We start from the raw sequence: 19,087 nt of genomic DNA, 5'->3' as shown, positions 1-19,087 counted from the left end.
AGATACCGTCAGCGACCGGAATCCACTTTTCCCAGTCGGCCACGAACTTTCCTGAATGCGCCAAGCTGCGCATGGTACGCTTGCTTCTCACGCCCCCGGAAACGCGACAGCCTCGTCGCCCAGAGGCAACGAGGCTGCAGATCTCGCATTACCGAAGAATCTCCGTCCGCCGGGTTCCGCGATCAAAAACGGCCTACCCGAGACAGCTATCGCCCGAGGGCGATCAGACCGTCCTGACCGTGACCCCAAGCCAGTGCTCGAGACTGGCGGAGTAGCTACGATAATAAGCGAGGTCGAAAACGCCGTCGCCTTCCTGCCAGAGAAGGACGCCGATGTGCGCCAGGACGGTCGAGAACGCCCGATCGGTCTCGAATGCGCTAGGATGCAGGTCCAGAGGGATGCCGGCCTGCAGAAGCGTGCGCGCTTTGGGACCGCTGATACGCTGCACGGCGTAGCCTGCAGACTGATCGACGACGGCAGCCAAGCCCGCGACACAGGCCTCAATGGCTTCGAGCCACCCCTCTGCGGGCTTTTCCAGCACAAGAAACCAGGCATCGGGGCCAGTGCCGATCAGCTTGAGCTGCCCATTGCGGGACAGATATGCCCCCTCTACGACCGGCACGCCAAGCGCGTCGCACAGTTCGGCCGGCTTCACGCCCCTGCGCGACTGCAGCATCGCCAACGCGATATTACCGCGCTCCTCATAGTGCACTGCTTCAACCACGAACGCGCACTCCTTCGGGATCGACAAAGACGGGATTGCAGATTTCGACCGCGAATTGATCGCCCCGCACCGGATCATAGAGGGTCAGGGTCTCGCCGATCCGATTGGGACCGTTGCGTACGAAGGCTACGGCAATCCAGTGCCCAAGGCTCGGGGAGAAAGTGGGTGAGCTTACCCAGCCCTGATCATGCTCTGGTGCCGGCGCCATACCGGCGGTCATGAGATGCGCACCGCCTCCAATCGGTCGATCTCCGCCCACCGGTTTGATGCCCACCAGGGTCGGGCGGTCCACCGACGCCAGAGCCGGCCGCGTGGACATAACGCGACCGATAAAGTCCTTTTTCGTCGACATCATCCGCTTGAGACCCAGATCAGCGGCAGTCGTCCGGCCATCGAGCTCGGGACCAGCAGCGTGCCCCTTCTCGATGCGCATGACCGTTTGCGCCTCCGTTCCGTAGGGAACAACGCCGAATGGCGCCCCTGCCTCGAACAGCGCTTCGATCAGCTCCCGGCCCATGGTGACCGGCACTGCAACTTCATAGGCCAGCTCGCCCGAGAAAGAGACCCGGAACAGGCGAATGATGTGCCTGCGCCAAGTGAGGTCGCGAACGCCCATATAGGGGAGACCTGCGTCCGACAGATCCGTGTCGGGTAAAAGCGCCTGCAGAAGATCGCGAGCCTTCGGACCAGCGACCGCGTACGTCGACCACTGCTCGCTCACCGAACTCGCCTGGATATCGAGGTCGGGCCAGATCACCTGCCTGGCAAAATCGATGTGCTGCATCACCTTCGCGGCGTTCGCGGTGGTGGTCGTCATATAGAAGCGGTTTTCGGCGAGGCGAGTTACGGTACCATCGTCGAGAACAACCCCGTCCTCGCGCAGCATCACTCCATAACGCGCCTTGCCGATTGGGATCGTGGACATCATGTTGATATAGAGCCGATCGAGAAGCAGTCCTGCATCGCTGCCCTGAATGTCGATCTTTCCGAGCGTCGAGACGTCGCAAACGCCCACGCCACCGCGCACCGCCCGGACCTCGTCATTAACGATGGCCCGCCAATCCCGGCTCGACGATTTATTGAACCAGCGCGCACGCAGCCAAAGCCCGGCCTCGACGAATTCGGCGTCGCGGGCGACGGCCCAATCGTGCGTCGCGGTGCGGCGCTGCGGCCGATATTCCATGCCGCGGTGATGGCCAGCCAAGGCTCCGATCGCGACTGGCATATAAGGAGGACGCGACCGAACAGTTCCTGCCTCGGCTATCGACTTGCCGGTAGCAGCAGCGAGCAGGGCGTGGCCGTTTAGCTGGCTCGTTTTTCCTTGATCAGTCGCCATGCCGAGCGTGGTGTAGCGCTTGAGATGCTCAATCGACACAAAGCCCTCGCGAGCGGCGAGACCGATGTCACTGTCCGTCACGTCATGCTGGAAATCGACGAAAGCCTTCGTACGCCGCGTCGGCACGTGCCACAGTGGCTCGGCACCCGTCGCCTCTGCGGTGGCCTGCCATCCGACCTTCGTGACGTTCCTACCGACGGCCTCAATCGCCTGGCTGGCGGCGGCGAACCCGTCCTCCAGCGCATCCGTCAGGCTGAACCGCCCGGCCGCCGCGCCAACCGGAATCAGCCCCTTCGGAGCTGACCGCATGAGAAAGCTGTTGATGTCATCGGACCAATCTGGACGATGGCCGAGATTACTCGCGATACCAATGGAGGGGTTCCAGCCCCCCGACATACCAAGCGTATCGACGGCATATTTCTTCGTTCGCCCGTCCGACAGCCTGACGCGGATACCGCGTACGGACGAGCCGATAACGTCCTCCACCACCGCACCTGTAAGACAGTCGACGCCTTGCCCGCGCAGGCGGCCCGCGAGGTCTGCCGTCTTGGCACGTGGGTCGACGACAGCAACTACCCGAATGCCGGCTTTCACGAGGTCTGCTGCAGTCTGCCAGCCGCTGTCGGTAGTGGTGAAGATCGCCACGCGCCGGCCCGGCGAAACGCCGAAGCGGTTCACATAGGTCGACAGCGCCGAGGCCATCATCACGCCGGGACGATCATTACCGCCAAACACAAGCGGCCGTTCGATGGCACCGGAGGCGAGAACCGCATTCTTGGCGACGATTTTCCAGAAACGCTGCCGCGGCGCGCCCGGCACCGGTTTCGCGACATGATCGGTAAGCCGCTCGACGGCTCCGAACTCCTGGCCGTCATACATACCGAATACGATCGTCCGGTCGAGCACCACCACATTTGGCAGGGAGCGGAGTTCGGCGATCACCCCAATAGCCCAATCGCTACCGGACTGCCTGCCGATGTCGTAGCGCTCACCAAGCAGGCGACCACCGGCGAGCGCATCATCGTTTGCGACGATCACGCGTAGTCCGGCTCTTGCCGCGGTCAACGCTGCCGTGAGACCGCTCGGCCCGGCTCCGATCACCAGGAGATCACAGAAGCCGTGCATCCTGTCGTAGACGTCGGGATCCTCGGCTCCGCTGAGCTTGCCCAAGCCCGCAGCCCGCCGAATGAGCGGCTCGTAGAGCTTCTCCCAGAAGGCCGCCGGCCACATGAATGTTTTATAGTAAAAGCCGGCGACGAAGATCGGCGAGAACAGCTGGTTGATCGACAGAAAGTCGAAAGCGAGGCTCGGCCAGCGGTTCTGGCTGGTCGCGACGAGACCATCGTAGAGGCTGATGGTTGTCGCCTTGGTGTTCGGATCCGCGTGCGCACCTTCGCGCACCGTCACCAGTGCATTCGGTTCTTCTCCGCCAGCGGTAAGGATGCCTCTCGGCCGATGATATTTGAAGGATCGGCCGACGAGGCGCACGTCATTGGCCAACAGCGCGGAGGCAAGCGTGTCACCCTCGAAGCCCGTGTAACCCTTGCCGTCGAACGTGAAGTTGAGTGGCCGCGTGCGGTCGATCAGCCCCCCCTGAGCCAATCTGCTCATTGCGATGCCCCTTTTGCGATCGATGCGCCGAAAATCTGATGCGAAATGGTGTCGCGCTCGAGAATGATCCAGTTCCGGCACCCGTTGGCGTGATACCAGTGCTCCCTGATCACTCCGGCAGGATTATTTCGAAAATAGACGTAGTCGACGAAGGTCTCGACCGACGCGCTATCAATCGGCCGTTTAGGTGCCGCGTCGCTTTTGTAAGAGAATTCGAGAGAATCTCGCTCGCCGCAATAAGGGCAGGGAATACGCATCGTGACCGTCCTCAATGCAGATTGGGCTGCGGGCCTTGGCCCTTCTCGTCGATGATCTCGCCCGTGATGAAGCGATCCAGGCGATAGGCCTTGGCAACGTCATGGGAGCGGTCGGTCGCGAGCAGATGGGCGAAGCACCAGCCCGATGCGGGAGTCGCCTTGAAGCCGCCGTAACACCAACCGGCGTTGAGGTAGAGGCCCTCGACCGGCGAGTGATCGATGATCGGCGAGCCGTCCATCGACATATCCATCACGCCGCCCCAGCTGCGCAGCAGCCGCGAGCGGCCGACCATCGGCACCATCGCCATGGCGCTTTCGCAGGTGTCCTCGACGATCGGCAGATTGCCACGCTGCGCGTAGCTGTTGTAGCCGTCGACATCGCCGCCAAACACCAATCCGCCTTTATCGGACTGGCTGATGTAGAAGTGCGCCGCTCCGAACGTGACCACGCCAGGAATGATTGGCTTCACGGCTTCCGACACGAATGCTTGGAGGACATGGCTTTCGATCGGCAACCGGACGTCCGCCATCGCCGCGACATGGCCGGAATGCCCCGCAACCGCGATTCCGACTTTGCCGGCGCGGATTGCGCCGCGTGTCGTCTCGACGCCGACCACAGACCCGCTCGCGTCACGCAGGAAGCCTTTGACCTCGCAGTTCTGAATGATGTCGACGCCGCGAGCCGAGGCGGCGTGCGCGTAACCCCAGGCGACGGCATCGTGTCGGGCCGAGCCTCCGCGTGCTTGGAGCAGGCCGCCCTGGATTGGAAAGCGGCCATTGTCGAAATCGAGAAAGGGGCAGAGTTTACGGACCGCATCCCGGTCGAGCAGTTCAGCATCAGCGCCATACAGGCGCATCGTATTGCCCCGGCGTGCCGCCGCGTCGCGCTGGGCGTCGGAATGGAAGAGATTGAGAACACCGCGCTGGCTGACCATCGCGTTATAATTGACGTCCTGCTCAAGACCTTCCCAAAGCTTGAGCGACCATTCGTAGAATGGCTCATTGCCATCCAGCATGTAGTTGGACCGGATGATCGTCGTGTTTCGGCCGACATTGCCGCCACCGATCCAGCCCTTCTCGATCACGGCGACATTCGTGATTCCGTGGACCTTCGCAAGATAGTGCGCCGTGGCCAGCCCGTGGCCGCCTCCGCCAACGACGATGATGTCATAGGCCTCGCGGGGCTCTGGGCTTCGCCATGTTGGCTGCCAATTGCGGTGGCCGCTGAACGCGTTCCTCACGAGCGAGGCAATCGAATAGCGCGTCATATCAAGCTTCAAAGCCCCTCTCGATGGTATCTGGTCAAAACCATGACAGTCGCTCGAAGCCGAACTTGTTCTGTAGCGACATTCGCGCGTCAATGGGAGACGTGCGGCAAAAATTGCCGCACGTCAGAATTTGGTGGCCACCGCCCGCAGGCGGCGGCCGATTTCATCAGAACTTCAGGCTGACGCCCGCATAGACGTACGCGCCGATGACGTCGTACACCGCGCCGGCAGTATTCGTGCCGGTGGTCGTGCCAACATAGGGCGTCGGGAACAGCGGCGGCTTCTTGTCGAAGATGTTCTTGCCACCGATGTACAAGTCATACTTCTTGTCGATCGAGTACCGGACCTGGAGATCGGTGTACCAGAAGGCCGGCACGGCGTTACCGGCAAAGGTGCCGCCGACGACGCGATAGATCTTCCCGATGTAGCGCTCGTTGAGGTTTACGCTGAAACCACCCAGGGAATAGGTGAGGTTCAGGTTCGCCTTGTGCTCGGGATAGAAGGGCTGGCCCTTCAAATTGATGATCGTGGCACCAGCAAAAGGCGCCGTCTTATATTTGATGAGATTGGTATAGTTCAGCACCATATCGAGGCCACCATAGTTGCCAAGACCAGTCCGATAGGCGAGCTCCACATCGACGCCCTTCATCCGCTCATTGGCGGCGTTGATCGGGATCGTGTTGTTGAAAATCAGAATACCCGTGGTCGGATCGCGGGTAACCGTCGAGCAGAACCGGGGATCGCTCGTGTCGGCGCAGAGATTGACGCCGACCTGAGGATCCAGCGTCGTGATCGCATTTTTGATCTTGATGTCAAAATAGTCGACGCTGAGTGAAAGGCCGCGAATGAAGGTCGGCGTAAGGACCGCGCCTGCCGTCAGCGTGTTCGCGATTTCCGGCTTCAGGGCACGGTTGCCAACCTGGAACTGGTTGATCGGCGAGGGCGCCGGCGGATTGAAAGCAGTGGTGATGCCCGGCTGCGCCAAACAATAGGCCCGACGTGCAGCGTTGCCGCCTGCGGTGCAAGGATCGATCAGGTTGACGCGGTTGCTGGTCTGGCCACGGAACAGATCGTTGATGTTGGGCGCGCGGATATCTCGCGAATAGATGCCGCGGAAGCGAATGTCGGAAATCGGCGAATAGTTGCCGCCGACCTTCCACGCGCTGATTCCACCAGAGCTCGAGTAATCGGCGTAGCGATAAGCGCCTTCGACTTCGAGGCTGTGGACAAGCGGCACGTCCTTGAGAAGCGGCACGCTCAACTCGGCATAGGCTTCCTTGACGTTGAACTGCCCCTTGGTCTGCTTGTAATATTGCAGCGAGGTCAGGCCGTTCTGCAGATTGTCATCCGGAAGATAGTTAGAACGCTCGTTGCGATACTCAGCACCGGCGGCGAAACCGAGCGGGCCGGCGGGCAGCTCGATGAGCGTACCGGAGATCGAACCCGCAACGACCTGCTGTTCGTTAAACGAGTTGATGTCGGCGTTCTGACGGAGATAGTTCATCTCGGCCGACGTGAGCGCGCGGCCAGTGAAGAGATTGACCGGGATACATCCCTGCGCGCGAGCCGATGCGCTGGCGCACTGGAAACCGCCGGCACCGTTCGACTCCACTCGCAGCGCCTCGTACATGCGCTGCGAATTATAGCCGTTGAACATGGTCTGATCGAGGGTCGAGCGGCCATATTCGTAATAGGCGTTCGCGTTCCAGCTATCGCCCAAGAATGGCAGCTTCACGTCGACGCCAGCCACCGCGCGGTACAGTTCGCGACGATACTTGATCAGACGCCCTCCGAACTCAGGAAGGTCACGGCCCACGCTGATCTCAGTGCGTCCAGCCGGAATGAGTGCGCGCAGGGCGGCCGGGATGAACGGGCTCGTGGTGGGGATGGTGATTGGCAGGCCGGTCGGACCACCAATGTTCATTCGGCCGCTGGTTACATAAGTTTGGTCGAGTTGTGCGGTCACGTCGGTGCGCGCGAACGTACCGTCGATATAGCCGGTGATGTCATCGGTGAAGGCATAGCGGCCGCGCAAGTTGGTGACGACGCGCTCCATCGGCACCGACATGATGACGAACTGGTTCGGATTGATGCCGTCACGCGAGGCGAGTGGGGTCGTGACCGTGCCATCGGCGAGGATCGTGCGACGGATCGTCGATCCGGCAATCGTCGAGCCGTTCAGACCGAACACGCCCTGGCGCGTCTGGGCGACAGTGTAGCCCGCCGGGCCGAACACGGCCAGATCAGGGCGGGTCGGATCAGCAATCGTCACGCCGTCGGCCGAGATTTCACGATCCACGGCGAGGACGCCCTTGGTCTGGTCCCAGCTCGCGGCGAAGGTCACATTACCCCGGTCGTCAGCGAAATTGGTGCCGAACAAGCCGCTCAGCTTCGACTGGCGGCCGTCGCCACGCGTGCTGATGCCGCTTTGCGCGTTCAGCTTGATGCCCTGGTAATTCTTCTTGAGAATGAAGTTCACGACGCCCGAGATGGCGTCGGAGCCATAAACGGCCGATGCGCCGCCAGTGGTGACGTCGACGCGCTCGATCAGGTCAGTCGGGATGGTGCTGATATCAACGGCATTGGTGCCCTGCTGGGTGCCGACATAACGCTGACCATCGACGAGAACCAGCGTGCGGGTGTTGCCCAGTGCGCGCAGATCGGCGGTGTACGTGCCGGTCGATCCCTGATCGCGCGGGTTGCCCGACGGCGACTGGCGGCTTGCCCCGGCAGCAGGCACAGTTGCCAGAACTTCGACCACGTTGACGACACCACGACCTTCAATCGCGGCGGTCGAGACCGTGGTGATCGGCGTAGCCTGGGTCTCATTGGGCCGCTTGATGCGCGAACCGGTGACAACGATTTCCGATCCATCCGCTTCGGCTCCGGCCGGCGCCTGCGGCCCGGCAGTCTGTGCCATCGCCGAAGCGCTCATGATCAGCGCCGTCGCGGAGACCGCGAGTTGGAAACGATATCTACCAATAGTCATGACTGCCCCTTTTTCTCCTAAGGGGCTTCGCCGCTGTGACGGTCGAAGCCAAATGTTTCAATTTCAAGGCTAGATGGAGCGGCGGAGTCGAGTTGCCCGGGAGAGACAGTTTATTGTCTATTTCGGGACATTCCGTATTTGCCTTCGCGGATCTCGACACCATGCGCGCGCACCGTGGCCGCGCGGCGATGTGGCTTTGAGCAACAATGATGCGGCGATTACCGGAAATCCGTGATCAGAGCTCCGCGTTTCGGGTCTCTGGCGCCCAGAGCTGGCACACCACGGCGCCAAAGATCAGCACACCGACGCAGGCGGTGAGCGCATAGGCGATCCCGTGGTCCTCGACGACGACCGGCAGGACGAAAGTGCTGAAGGCGCTACCCAACCGGCTGCAGGCGACGACGACCCCGATACCCGTGGCGCGAACCGCCGTCGGAAACAGCTCGGGTGGGTAGACGAACTCGAGATTGACGCTTGCCGCGAGGATGAAGGCGAATGCCGCAAATAATCCGATCGTCACCGCAGTCATGCCGACTGGCACATTGAGAAGGATCGCGAGCAGACCGGCCATAAGAGCGAATGAACCTGTCAGGAATGTGCGACGGGGAATCCGATCCACCACGATCAATCCCAGTACGGCGCCCAACATCAGCAACAGATTGAAGATCAGCCCGGCGGAATAGCTGTCGGTCACCCCCAGTTTTCCGAGAATCGTCGGTAGATAGGTGCCGATCGCGAAGAATGGGATCACCTGGCAGGTGTAGAAGACGCACCCTGTTACGAGGTTCTTCCACAGCTTACGCGAGAAAAGGCCCGTCACTGGCTCGTCGGTGGCGACTGGCTTCCAAATATGCGGGAGCTCGACGTCCCGGCCCAGGGCGCGGTCGATGATCGCCCTCGCTTCTGCAACCTTACCTTTGGCGACAAGATAGTGGGGAGATTCAGGGATCTGCACGCGGAGCGCAAAGATCACCAGCGATGGAACGCCACTGGACAGCAGCGCCCAGCGCCAAGCCGATGGCCCCATATCACGGATCAGATATCCGGCGCAGTAAGAACAGACATAGCCGGCCGCCCAGGCAACGGCGAGGACGCTGAGCAGTCGACCGCGCGTTCTGATCGGTGCGAATTCGGTGACCAGGGATTTGCTGACGACATAATCTGCGCCGAGCGCGACACCGAGCAACAATCGAAGAAACAGCAGCTGCTCGGGCGACGAGACATAGAATTGGGCGACGGCGATGCCAGTGAAGACGAGCATGTCCCACGCAAAGATCGGCCGGCGACCAATCCGATCGCTGATCGGTCCGGCAACGAGACTGCCCAGGAACAGGCCCGCCAGAGAGGCGGCACCCAGCGCCCCCATCCACCCGCTCGACAAACCCAGCGGTGTCGCCGCTAGGCTGAGCGCGATACCGATAATGCCCAAGGAGAACCCATCGGCAAACTGGCCACCGGTTCCGCTCAGCACCACCCGGGCATGAAAACGGCTGAGAGGTACATCTTCAAAGGGCGTCGCCACGTGCTCTTTCCATCCGCAAGATCGTCAACAGGCCAGCTTGAGCCGGTTATTTGCCCCAGATCTGCTTATAGACACGCAGCCAGTTCTCACCCATGAAGCCACAAATTTCCGGGGCCGACCAGCCGTCGTCGCGCAGCGCCGCTTCAATATTCCGAAATTTCGAAATATCCTCGAAGCCGGAAACGAAGCGTCGCGGGCTCTTGTCGATCACCTCTGGGCCGAACATCGGATAGTCTCGAATGCCAGGTGCCCGATTGGGGTTCTCCGACGCACCCGACGTAAAGTCGGGGCCCAGGCCGACATGCTCGGCACCAACCCGGTTCCGGATATAGGTCGCATGTCTGACGAGGTCACGGACGGTGCCCTGCGGCGTCGGTTCCACGGTCGCCATCTCCTTCCCGCGCATCACGAAGTCGTTGATCGCATTCATGCCGATCACGCCACCCGACTGCGCGATCTTGTCGATCAGGATATCAGGAAGGTTGCGCGACGAATTCGCCAAGTGACGGGCATTGCCGTGCGTACAGACTACGGGAATACCCTTCGACATCTCGATCGCATCGAGGCTCGCTTGGTCGCCCGTGTGTCCGGCGACATCGAGCACCATCTTGAGGCTGTGAACCTGCTCCACCAAGGCGCGACCGGCGCGACTGAGGCCCATTTGGGTGTCGGTGCCGCCGCCACCAAAAATATTGGCGATCTGGTAAGCGATGCCAACGAAGCGCAGACCCAGCTCGTAATAGGCGCGCAGCTCGGTCTTTGGCGGCGTCCCCCACCAATCGTTCGTGCCGCTGCGGTTGTTGGCGACGACGTCGGCACCTTGCCATCCGAAGATGAGCGCGACCTTGCCTTCGGCGCTGGTACTGCGGATTTCTTCCACAGAACGGCAAATCGCCAGGATGTCGGAATTCTTGTCGACGAACTCGTACATCAGCGAGAACGTACGCAGGCTGCCCATGCTTTTGTGAATGCAGTTGATGCCGACCGACCTAGCGGTCAGGATGTAGTCACGTGTGATTTCCGACGTATCGAGACCGTCGACGATCAGAGCACCGCCAGATTTGGCGGCCCGCGCCGCAGCCTTCTGGCCCGAAGCCGACTGGGACAGGACGGCCACCGCCGCCGTCCCGCCGAGGATGAGTTCCCGTCTGTTCATGCCTGCCTCCCTCTGGCCGATTTATTCGAACCTTCATGTCGAAGGTACGCCAAGCTAGACCGCCGACTTGCCCATAGCAGACATGTTCTTGCAATCGTGAGCCGATGGCGCCCCGCTCGATGCGAGGCGCCCTCTCCTCTATCGCGCGACCGCAGCTCCGGTGGCTGCGCCGATGAGATCATGAAGCTCCTGCGGTTGCATCAGCCCCTCGGACACGACCAGTTCCGCAAACGGGATCGCTTCCTTCAGCGACCGACGCACGAGCGTCGATGCGCGCTCGTAGCCGATGGTGGGAAGCATCGCCGTTGCAATCGCGCTGGAGTGCAACAGATTATACTCCATCCGCTCGATATTGGCCTCGACCCCAGCAACGCATTTCTCTCGGAAAATCCGCAAGCCGTTGGTCAGGAGGCGCATGCCTTCGAAGAGGTGGAATGCGATCACCGGTTCGTACGGGTTGATCTCGAGCTGACCCTGCTGAGCGGCGGTCGCGACGATCACGTCGTAGCCAGTCAGCGTGAAACCCAGCTGGCAGATCGCCATCGGTACCACCGGATTGATCTTGCCCGGCATGATCGAGGATCCCGCCTGGAGCGTGGGCAGTAGCAGCTCGCCGAAGCCTGCCGTCGGACCGGACGAAAGCAGCTGGAAGTCGTTGGCGATCTTAGCGATCGACGTGGCAACGGCCCGCAATTCACCCGACAAACGAGTAAATACGTCTGCGTTCGATAGCGCGTCGAACATGTCCTCTGCAGCATCATAGCCTGTGCCGGTCCGACCCTGGAGATGTTGGAAGAACGCTTCGCGATAACCTGGCGCCGCGCCAAAGCCTGTCCCGATAGCCGTGGCGCCGATCGGCAGGACGAGCAATTCCTCCTCGCGCTCGCGCAGCATTGCGGCCAGGCGGCGAGCGAGCGCGCAATATGCTCCGAAGGCCTGTCCGAGCGTCATGGGTTGAGCATCCTGCAAACAGGTGCGACCGAGGCGGTACACATTGCTGAAGCGTTCAGCACGCTCTTCGAAGGCCCCGACAAGGAGGTCGACTTCGCGGATCAGACCGCCGAGCGCGATCCGGCAGCCCACCTTGATAGCGCTCGGGACGACGTCGTTGGTCGACTGGCACCTGTTTACGTGATCGTTGGGATGGACGAGATCATAGGCGCCCACCATCCCGCCAAGAAGCTGGGCGGCACGATTTGCGAGGACCTCGTTCACGTTCATGTTCAGCGACGTACCGCCGGAACCCTCGAGCATGTCGACCACCAGATGTGCATTGTGCCTCTGGTCGATGAGTTCGTCCGCAGCGGCGACTATCGCCCCGCCGGCGTTTTCGGAAATAAGTCCCAGCTGCGTGTTCGCGAGCGCCGCGGCAGCCTTGACCTGACCGAATCCTTCCACGAACTGCGGGAAATCGCCAAGCGTTCGCGAAGAGATGGCGAAATTGTCGACGGCGCGACGCGCGTTCGGCCCATAAAGCGCGTCGGCGGGTACGTTGATGTCGCCAAGGCCATCATGATCGGTGCGATAGAGTGTCATTACCTGCGTCCTTCGATTTTATCGTTGGAACGCGAACTAGCTGGTTTCAGACATCACGCTTGTCGTTGGCGGACACTATGAAGCCAGATTGTGCCATCTATCGGGCGGCGAGCAATCGTGTATTGCTAGCCGGTGAATCGGACATGTTATCGCTTCGGCAGACGCGTTCGGCCAAGCTCCGCCGATAGACAGCAAAATCCTCGATTGGATACTTGGCGACACGGCTCAGCATTGCTGCTCGCGCGACAGTTGGAGCAATCTCGACGAGGAGACGCTTGTCGAAAGGTGACGGGATGATGGTTTGCTCGGCGGCGATCAGGGTGGACCGCTCGTCGCTTTTGACGATCGAAACAATCGCTTCAACGGTCGCCATCTTCATGGCCTCGTTGATTGTCGTTGCGCCGACGTCGAGTGCACCCCGGAAGATATAAGGGAAGCATAGCACATTATTGATCTGATTCGGATAGTCCGACCAGCCGGTCGCAACGATGGCATCCGGGCGGCTCTGCAAAACCAGTTCGGGTAAGATTTCTGGCTCGGGGTTGGCGAGCGCGAAGATCAGTGGCTTGTCGGCGAGTGAATCCAGCCATTCTGGCTCACGCACGCGCGGCGCGGAGAGGCCGAGGAACACATCGGCGCCAGCGAGTGCCTCAGCTAGCGACCGATATTCCGTGACATGCGCATAGGGGATGAGAACATCGGAAAATCCTGACGATCATGCCGGACCACGCCAAAAATGTCCGTGAGCGTCACCTGACTGCCGGAAGTCCCATCGCGACCGACAAATTCACGCAAGCCATGGCGGCCGCCCCGGCCCCCGAAGTGACGAGCAGGATCTGTTCGAGCGTCTTCCCCTGGCAAGCCAAATCCGCCACGACGGCGGCGGCAACCACCGTAGCCGTTCCATGCTGATCGTCGTGAAAGACGGGAATGCTCATGCGCTCCCGCAGACGACGCTCGATTTCGAAGCATTCGGGAGCCCGAATGTCTTCAAGATTAATGCCGGCGAAGGTCAGCTCCATCAACGACACGGCGTCGCCAAAGCGATCGACGTCGATCGTATCGAGCTCGAGGTCGAACACGTCGACATCCGCGAACAACTTGAAAAGCGCGGCCTTGCCTTCCATCACCGGCTTGCTCGCCAGCGCCCCGATGGGCCCGAGCCCCAGCACTGCCACGCCATTCGTGATCACTGCTACGAGATTGGCGCGCCCCGTCAGTTGACCGGCTAGCGCGGGGTCCGCAACGATCGCCTCACACGCTACCGCAACACCCGGAGAATAAGCGAGCGTGAGGTCGGCTTCGTTGCGCATTGGCTTCGATGGCTCGACGCTGAGCTTTCCAGGTCGCGGATGACGGTGGTAATCGAGCGCCGCCTGTTGCAATTTATCGTTCAACGCAAACCCTAACCGACTGGAGGATGCTGACGGTCGCAGGACGCCGCGTCACGAAGCCGCCTGTTCGGCACCCCAGACCTGAGTGGCTACACGGAGATAGTTCTCGCCATAAACCGCCTGAATGTCTGACTCGGTGTAACCACGGCGAAGGAGCAGCTCGGTGATTTCGGGAAGCTGCTCCGGGGACATGTAGGCGAACTTCCCAGTGTAATGTTCTGCCGGCCACGAGGCGGGGGATCTCGCATAACTGCCCGGGGCCCACGTGTAATCGATGCCCATGCCGACGGCCGCGATGCCGATACTCTCTACCGCGATATCTATGGCGCGGACGAAGCTCTCGGAAGTAGCGAGCGGATCCCCGAGAAACCTTCCAACGCCAGTCACGCCTACCAGCCCACCGGCCGCCGCACAGGCGCGCATCTGGTCCAGGGTGATGTTTCGGGGGTGATCTGTATGCGCCTTGGGGTTCGAATGTGAGAAGATGACCGGTTGGCTCGAGGCGGCGATCATGTCCATCGTCGTTCGATAGCCAGTGTGTGAGAGATCGACGATCACGCCGAGCCGATTGCATTCGCGGACGAGGTCATGACCATAGGGGGTCAGTCCTGTATCGTCGTCCTGGCAACCGCCCCCGGCGCTGTTGTTCACATTGTAGACGAAATGCATCTGCCGAACGCCTAGCCGGCGATACAGTGTTAGCATCGACAGCTGGTCGCCAAGCGGCACCGCGCCCTCGAGATCGAACGCGATCGCCATCTTGCCCTCAGCCTTGGCCCGGCGAACGCACGCCGCCGTTTCCACTAACACGAAGCGCTCCGGCCGATCTGCGATCCACCGGCGATACGTTGCAATGGTCCGCACTGCGAATTCCCAAGGGTGGATATCGAAGCCGACGTTGATCGACAAAAAGTCGACTTTGGAGCGTTCCCAGCGGTCCAGCTCGTTCAGGTCCTGGTCGGGCTTGCTCGTGAAGCCGCCATGACCGTCCCAGACAAGTGCGTCGCCCAGGATGCGTTCGGCTTCAGGGCTGATGACGGTCAGTGCATCACTAACGATGGGGTCGCTGATGTCGGACATAGGATTCTCGTGCTTTCCCGGGGAGCTCTGTCTTCGCACAGTCTAGCCAAAGGACTTGCCTTATGGCGCCGTACCCTTGTCCATTTCAGACATGGCGCTTGCCCTTACCGCGCTGGACGAGCACGGTAGAACGAAGCTATTGCGCCATCCGGCTCACAAATTCGGACTTGGTCGTCTCTAATCTAGGACGGCTATTTGACCCCTATCTATACAAGAGCGCAACGGGCCGGGGGCCGAATGAACTATCAGGCTCGCTTCGGCGACCATTCCGACGTCAACGCATATTCCGACATAAATTTGGTAGAGCTCCAGCCACCATCGACAACGATCGTCTGCCCGTTGATGAATTCGGCTCCCGGCGAACATAGGAAGGCGATCGTGCTGGCGATGTCCTCGACCGTACCTAAGCGAGGATAGGGTGTAAGGTCGTTGTTCATCCGGCAGAACGCCTCGTTGTCGAACCGACCTTCGGTCATCGGGGTCGGGATTACGCCCGGTGCCACCGCGTTCGAGCGGATGCCTTGCGCCCCATATTGGCAGGCCAAGTGTAGGGTCAGCCCGGTCATCCCGGCCTTTGCCGCCGAATAGGCTCCGCCCCGCCAGCCACCAATCGCGGCATAAGTGGAAGTCACGTTGACGATCCCCGAGCCGGAAGCGAGATGCGGCAGGGTCTCTCGGATCATTCGAAACGGCGCGCGCAGCATCAGCCCGAGTACATGGTCGAGCGTTTCGTCGTCCGCCTCGTGCACCGGCTTGGGACTACCGATTCCGGCATTGTTTATCAGGAAATCAATCCGCCCAAAACGGTCGAGCGCCGTCGCGACTATTCGTTGCGGAGCTTCGTTGTCGGTCAGGTCGGCAGCGATGGTCGCGACCCGCTCGGGATGGCCGACGGCAGCTTCGAGTTCGGCCAGTTTGCCCATATCGCGGCCCGTGCCGACGATGGCATAGCCCATCCCGGAAAGCTTTCGCGCAGTGCCAAGTCCGATGCCGCTACCCGCCCCCGTTATGATCGCAACGCGCGTGGTCATATCCACTCCTTCCATCAGGCTGCCGCCACGATCGCAATCCGTTCCAGCGCAGCCTCGACACCGCCGCCGATCGTTGCCAGAAGTTGCCCCCGCTTCAGGAAAAGATGCGCATCGGCTTCATCACTAAAGCCAATGCCTCCATGTATCTGAATGTTTCGGCCAGCATTGTCGATTGCGCCTTGTGCAGCAATGATGAACGCGCTGTTGGCCAAGAATGCCGCATCCGGGCGGGCTTGATCCGCTGCAACTGCGGCGTAAGTGACGAGGTCGATAGCATTCCGAGCCGCCACCGCCATGTTGGCGCAATGATGTTTTACCGCCTGGAAGCTGCCAATCGGTCGTCCGAACTGTTCGCTGTTGATTGCCGCTGAGAAGTGACCCGGGGAAGCCAGTAATTTCCACTGAGAAGTGGCTCTGACTCACTTTTGCTGCTGTTGAGAGTATGCTCCCGCTGCTTCTATCGGGAGTATCTGCCATGCACGGTCGATTTCAGCGCGCGAGCCTTGCACCCGAAGGCTTTGTAGTTGTCTCAGTGCAGAGTGTCGGGGAAGATGTCCAAATCCTGCTACGCTCACGATGTATTTTTGGGGTTTGCCCTGACTGTGGGCGACCAGGTCGAAGGGTTCAAAGCCGATATGTGCGTCGACCGTCGGATCTTCCCCTTGGTGGCCGCCGCGTCGTTCTGAAGATCCTGACGCGTCGCTTTTGGTGCGACACTGTCGTTTGCGGGCGACGCATTTTTTGTGAACAGTTTGATGACGGCGTTTTGGCTCGCTATGCTCGGCGCACTCAGCGGCTTGAAACAATAGTCCACCACCTTGGGCTGGCGCTCGGTGGCAGGCCTGGGGCCGCTTTTGCCCACCGCCTCATGATGCCGGTAAGCAAGGACACCTTGTTGCGAGTGGTCCGTCGGCGCGTCAGTGAACAGAATGATGAACTGCATGTCATCGGCATTGATGATTTTGCCTTCCGGCGGGGCCAAACCTACGGGACGATCGTCTGCGATCTGGAGCGCCGGACGCCGGTCACACTATTGCCGGACCGCGCTCTGGAGACGTCCCGTGCCTGGCTTGCCAAGCGCCCATCGATATCGATTGTCGCCCGCGACCGGGGCGGTGGCTATGGTGAAGCGATCGCCAGAGGGCTGCCTGATGCCGAGCAAGTTGCCGATCGTTGGCATCTCATGGAGAACTCGAGCCGAGCGTTTCTGGATGCCGTCAACAAGTCCATGCGGCAGATAAGGCAGGCGGTCGGAAGCACTGTCGTCGATCCCAAGCTGCTCACTTATGCCGAAAAGCTGCAATATGAAGGCTATCTACGCCGGCAGGAGACCAACGACGCGGTCCGGGAACTGGCAAAAAATGGTACGTCCATCCGGCAGATTGTTCGGCAGACCGGCCATAGCCGAAAGCTCGTTCGCGATGTTCTGCGCGGGCAGCGAATGGACGTATTCCGCTCCCGCCCCAGCTTCCTGGACAGTTGGCTGCCATGGCTGAATGACCGATGGGATAACGGCACCCGCAATGCCCTGGCGCTCTGGCGCGAGATGCGCGCGGAAGGTTTTGTGGGTCAAAGCGGTGTCGTCTCACAATGGGCTCAACGCCGGCGTCTCGCCGAAAAGGCCAATCAAAGTGGCCTCGCCCGCACACCCTCGGCGCGCGTTCTTGCGCGCCTAATGACTTCGGCGTGGGATGGGCTTGCCAAATCCGAAGCGATCCTGGTGGCGGTAATCGAGGAAAACGTCCCTGAATTGGTAGTAGCGCGCAAGGCGATCGGCGACTTTCAATCCATGATCCGATCAAAGTCGGCGGCAAAGCTCGATGAGTGGATCGAGACGGCAAAGGGCAGCCTTATCGGGTCATTCGTCAATGGCGTCGAAAAGGACCTTCCGGCCGTACGAAACGCAATCGTCTCGCCATGGTCGAACGGTCAGACCGAAGGGCAGATTACACGCCTCAAACTCATCAAGCGACAGATGTATGGCCGCGCAAAACTCGATCTTCTTCAGGCCCGACTGGTGGGCGCGCCATGAGCCGGCCCATCAGCAAATGTGAGTCAGAGCCACTTCTCGATGAAAACCCCGGGTCACTTCTCAGCAGCAATCAACAATGCGATCATCATCCCGGCGATCGAAACGAGCCTGAATGAACATCACGATCAGCTCATGACTGTCATTGCCGGCACGCCGAGCGCTGGTCGCAGTGATGAAACCGATCTCGAGACGACCTTCGTCCGCCTGTACACCGATTTCAAAGGCGGTGACCTCAGCCAAACGTTCGAACGAGCAGGTGTCGCTGCAGGTGACGCTCAGTCGGGTCTGCTGGAGGCCGCCCTCGCCGCCGCTAGTGAAAAACTCACCCTCCCGGCAGCGGTTATCCGCCGGACTCCCAACATATCAGCGCACAAACAACAGCGGCTCTACGACCGGATAAGAGCCAAAGTGGCTCAGGGGCCCGACGTCGCTCGCACCCTCATCCCTCTGCACCCTCGGGAAAGTGAAGCTTTTCAGTCCTATGCGGATGTCCTGGAGCTTTGCCATGAGATCATTCTCGGCATCGACACCTCTAAGAATCTGCATCGGTTCCACGCGCTGATCGCGCGACGCTGGATGCTCGGCCTGCCGCTTCCTCAGATCATCGACGAACAAATTTCGCGAAATACGACGAAGCCTGTTCGGACAACGATCAGAAACACCCTGGATTTGATCGAGGGCGATATCCGATTCCAAGCCGTCCGCTTGTTTGGTTGCTATAGCGCTCTTCTTGTTTACGCCCTCGACAGCGCCGGACTGGTCGACATGGTCTCAAGCATTCCGTCGTTGCCGCTCTACCTGGAGATTGGCGCGTCCGACAAAACGATGATCAGCTTTATCTCGCTCGGTTTGTCGCGAGTCACCGCCATGAAGCTGAACGAAATGTCCGCGCGTAAGGACCTCGACACCGCCGGTGCACTTCAGTGGCTGCGTACCCGACCGCTGGAGGCGCTGGGGCTTTCCCCTCTCTTGCTCGCCGAAGTACGCGCGATCACCACTATCTCTTTGCCGAACTGAACAATCGACTGGCTACGAACACATGAGCTGAACGGAGCGCCGGTGGCGATCTTCGCTGGATACGCATTGATTGAATCTGATCTTGCGCGCTTATTGCGTGCCAGCAGGCTGGCTTTGACAAAGATCGCATGAGG

The 19,087-nt window shown here is 60.6% G+C and carries 13 protein-coding genes and 1 pseudogene; 2 read left to right on the top strand and 12 right to left on the bottom strand.

Features of this window, described 5'->3' with window-relative positions:
- Positions 1–223: 223 nt before the first annotated feature.
- The 12 genes and pseudogenes from IWY39_RS11275 to IWY39_RS11220 all read right to left on the bottom strand — a co-directional run bounded on the left by IWY39_RS11275 (position 224) and on the right by IWY39_RS11220 (position 16,266).
- Positions 224–724: a sarcosine oxidase subunit gamma gene (locus tag IWY39_RS11275; RefSeq protein WP_196871513.1), complete on the bottom strand. Its 501-nt coding sequence runs from the start codon at positions 722–724 to the stop codon at positions 224–226.
- Positions 717–3,671, bottom strand: a complete 2,955-nt coding sequence (locus tag IWY39_RS11270; protein WP_196871512.1) for a sarcosine oxidase subunit alpha family protein — start codon at positions 3,669–3,671, stop codon at positions 717–719. Before IWY39_RS11270 ends, IWY39_RS11275 begins: the two co-directional genes overlap by 8 nt.
- Positions 3,668–3,928, bottom strand: a complete 261-nt coding sequence (locus tag IWY39_RS11265; protein ID WP_196871511.1) for a sarcosine oxidase subunit delta — start codon at positions 3,926–3,928, stop codon at positions 3,668–3,670. Before IWY39_RS11265 ends, IWY39_RS11270 begins: the two co-directional genes overlap by 4 nt.
- An 11-nt stretch (positions 3,929–3,939) precedes the next feature.
- Entirely contained in the window at positions 3,940–5,196 is a 1,257-nt protein-coding gene (locus IWY39_RS11260; RefSeq protein WP_196871510.1) for a sarcosine oxidase subunit beta family protein, read from the bottom strand.
- Positions 5,197–5,362: 166 nt separating this feature from the next.
- The gene (locus IWY39_RS11255; protein ID WP_196871509.1) at positions 5,363–8,185 is read right to left on the bottom strand and encodes a TonB-dependent receptor plug domain-containing protein; all 2,823 of its coding nucleotides are present in this window, start codon (positions 8,183–8,185) and stop codon (positions 5,363–5,365) included.
- Between the two features lie 235 nt (positions 8,186–8,420).
- On the bottom strand, positions 8,421–9,707 hold the full coding sequence (locus tag IWY39_RS11250) for an MFS transporter (protein ID WP_196871508.1): 1,287 nt from the start codon (positions 9,705–9,707) through the stop codon (positions 8,421–8,423).
- 46 nt (positions 9,708–9,753) lie between these two features.
- On the bottom strand, positions 9,754–10,863 hold the full coding sequence (locus IWY39_RS11245) for a dipeptidase (RefSeq protein WP_196871507.1): 1,110 nt from the start codon (positions 10,861–10,863) through the stop codon (positions 9,754–9,756).
- Between the two features lie 138 nt (positions 10,864–11,001).
- Entirely contained in the window at positions 11,002–12,399 is a 1,398-nt protein-coding gene (locus tag IWY39_RS11240; protein ID WP_196871506.1) for an aspartate ammonia-lyase, read from the bottom strand.
- 142 nt (positions 12,400–12,541) lie between these two features.
- Positions 12,542–13,796 (bottom strand): annotated as a pseudogene (locus IWY39_RS11235) (malic enzyme-like NAD(P)-binding protein); the annotation flags it as partial.
- A gap of 48 nt (positions 13,797–13,844) precedes the next feature.
- Entirely contained in the window at positions 13,845–14,873 is a 1,029-nt protein-coding gene (locus IWY39_RS11230) for a dipeptidase (protein WP_196871505.1), read from the bottom strand.
- Between the two features lie 245 nt (positions 14,874–15,118).
- Positions 15,119–15,904, bottom strand: coding sequence for an SDR family NAD(P)-dependent oxidoreductase (locus IWY39_RS11225; protein WP_145205737.1), 786 nt, complete (start codon positions 15,902–15,904; stop codon positions 15,119–15,121).
- A gap of 14 nt (positions 15,905–15,918) precedes the next feature.
- Positions 15,919–16,266, bottom strand: coding sequence for an acyl-CoA dehydrogenase family protein (locus IWY39_RS11220; protein ID WP_331274484.1), 348 nt, complete (start codon positions 16,264–16,266; stop codon positions 15,919–15,921).
- 113 nt (positions 16,267–16,379) lie between these two features.
- Here IWY39_RS11220 and IWY39_RS11215 point away from each other — a divergent pair, with 113 nt between their 5' ends.
- The gene (locus tag IWY39_RS11215; protein ID WP_107124878.1) at positions 16,380–17,936 is read left to right on the top strand and encodes an ISL3 family transposase; all 1,557 of its coding nucleotides are present in this window, start codon (positions 16,380–16,382) and stop codon (positions 17,934–17,936) included.
- Between the two features lie 39 nt (positions 17,937–17,975).
- Positions 17,976–18,953, top strand: coding sequence for a hypothetical protein (locus IWY39_RS11210; RefSeq protein ID WP_196871504.1), 978 nt, complete (start codon positions 17,976–17,978; stop codon positions 18,951–18,953).
- Positions 18,954–19,087 lie beyond the last annotated feature (134 nt).

Source organism: Sphingobium sp. JAI105 (assembly GCF_015752145.1).
GTDB lineage: Bacteria > Pseudomonadota > Alphaproteobacteria > Sphingomonadales > Sphingomonadaceae > Sphingobium > Sphingobium xenophagum.
The sequence above is the reverse complement of the archived record's forward strand: the minus strand, read 5'-3'. Positions and strand labels throughout refer to the sequence as shown.